This is a genomic window from Propionicimonas sp. (genome assembly GCF_034927565.1).
Classification (GTDB): domain Bacteria; phylum Actinomycetota; class Actinomycetes; order Propionibacteriales; family Propionibacteriaceae; genus Propionicimonas.
In genome coordinates, this window is sequence record NZ_JAYFPT010000117.1 from 1 (window position 1) to 2240 (window position 2240).

Here is a 2240-nt window from a genome sequence, read left to right on the forward strand (position 1 = left end):
TCGACCACCTCGGCTTCGAGCAACTCACCTCCGGCGCGTTCGCCGACAACCCGGCGTCGAACGGGGTGAGCCGCAGGGTCGGCTACCAGCCGAACGGTGTCGACCGGCTCGCCCGCCGCGGCACCTGGGTGGCCAACAACAAGTACCTGCTGACGCCAGCGACCTTCATCCGCGGCACGCCGGTCAGCGTCACCGGCGCGGACGCCGTCCGGCAGTTCGTTGGCCTGGATGCCTGACGGTCTGCTCGCCCGACAGCCTGCTCGCCCGACAGCCCGCACGGGCGACAGTTCGCCCACCCTCCAGGTGACCATCGGCGTCACCGGCAGCGACAGCCCGCCGCGCGACGGCTCGCCCGCCTGACAGCTCGCCCGCCTGACAGCCTGCCCGCCTGACAGCCTGACAGCCTGCCCTCCTGACGGCCCGAACGCCCGACCGCCTGGCCGTCTCACCGTCTGGATATTCAGGCGTCGCCCGGCGGCCTCGTCGCGGTCTCCCGCCGCACCGCGCCGTCGCACCCTCGAACTACATCCCTTCGAGGTGCGCACCCCTCCGGATCCACCGCTGCTGACCAACCCCCTCCCGGCCACGCCCTCCCCAGCACCGCGGCCACCAGAAGCCCAGCCCGGCCGTGAGGTGCGCTCCCCGGCAGTTGGCTCATGGCGCGCACGCTCGGTCGCTGGACGATTCTGCCGGTTCTGCAGCAGGGCAGGCGTCGCTTCCCGGGAGCCTGGACAGTTCTGCAGGCAATAACCGCGCGCGACAACGCCAGAACCAGCAACGCTGTCCACTTCCCGGCAGACGCCGACCTGACCGGCTCCAGAACCGGCAGAACTGTCCACCCGCCCGAGCCAGCAACGAGTCTCCGCTGTCCCCCGACGCTCGCGAGGTCTCGACAGGCTCGACCAGCGGTGGCTCAGCCGAGGTCGCGGGCCAGGCCCTCGACCCGCTCGGCCGCTGGGAGATCGAGCAGCGCGGCACCAGGCAGGATCAGCTTGGCCCGGCGGTAGCCGGCGCCGATCATCACCAGGTCGGTGTCGGCGACGGCGGCGTCCACCCACACCGGCCAGTCGGCGGGCAAGCCGACCGGGGTGATCCCGCCGTACTCCATCCCCGACGCCTCGACCGCAACCTCCATCGGCGCGAACGAGGCCTTACGGACGTCCAGTTTGCGGCGCACCGCATTGTTCACGTCGACCCGGCGGTGGGCCAGTGTCATGCAGCAGGCCTGGCGGACCTCGCCGGCGCGGCTGCCCTGCACCAGCACGGCGTTGGCCATCGCCTCCATCGGCAGGTCGTAGACCCGGCAGAGGGTCTCGGTGTCGGCGTGGTCGGGGTCGATCTCGACGACCTGCGCGGCCGGGACGTAAGCCAGCGCCGCGTACACCGACGCCGGCACCAGGTCAGGACGCTCGCGGGCAGGGACGGGACTCAGCTTGCCGAACACGCTGCCACTGTAGGCAACCGGTGCCCGCTTCCCGGGCAGGCCTCACAGCGCGGACGTCTCAGGCCGAACCGCGTCAGCCCGATCGCAGGGTTCACCAGCGCCAGGGCCGCCACGTCGTTCTCCGCCAGCCGCAGCGCCAGCCCGCCGCCCATCGACAACCCGCACACCGCCACCCCACTGCAGGACGCGTGCAGTTCGGTCAGCGCCGGGTCGACCTCGCCGGACCACTACTGCCAGGTCGTGTGTTCATCTCCTGCCAACTGGCGCCGTGACCGAGCAGCCACGGCATCCGGACGGTGTAGCCCTGCCCTTCCAGGTACTGCGCCCACGGCCGCATCGACACCGGCGACCCGGTGAACCCCGTGGCACAGCAGGTCGCCGTGCCGCCCCTCGCCGGCCGCATAGGGCTCGGCTCCCGGCCGCACTGCGGGGCTTGCCGTTGCCATGCCGCCATCCCGTCACCAACCCGACCGCCGCGCCGGAGCTGCGGCAGCCGGTCGCCTCCCCAATGAGAGGGACCGGGCAATCGGACAAGCCCGATGGTCACCGTTGTCAGACCGGAGATTCCTCCGACGCTCACGACCGAAGCCCCTTCCTGACCTGGTGCCACTCGGCCGTGGTCAACAGCCCCTCGCCCCGCGCCTGCCTGGCCGCGCCCCGAAGGCGCTCCTGCTCGACGCGTCCACGGCATTCAAGGATTGCATCCGCGACGGGTTGCGCTTCCAGTCCTTGATAGAACGTCGTGCGTACGTCCCCCCTGACCTGCGTCAACTCGATGAACGGCGGCAGCTTCGGA

At 71.2% G+C, this 2240-nt stretch carries 2 protein-coding genes and 1 pseudogene; 1 reads left to right on the plus strand and 2 read right to left on the minus strand.

Annotated features, from left to right (window positions below; translation table 11 throughout):
• Positions 1–236 (plus strand): annotated as a pseudogene (locus tag VB080_RS15615) (GNAT family protein); the annotation flags it as partial.
• 677 nt (positions 237–913) lie between these two features.
• Here VB080_RS15615 and VB080_RS15620 read toward each other — a convergent pair.
• Complete coding sequence (locus tag VB080_RS15620) at positions 914–1444, minus strand: YbaK/EbsC family protein (protein ID WP_323419371.1); 531 nt, start codon at positions 1442–1444, stop codon at positions 914–916.
• A 576-nt stretch (positions 1445–2020) separates the two neighbouring features.
• Positions 2021–2240 (minus strand): hypothetical protein (locus VB080_RS15625; RefSeq protein ID WP_323419372.1); only part of this gene is annotated, 220 nt, incomplete at its 5' end.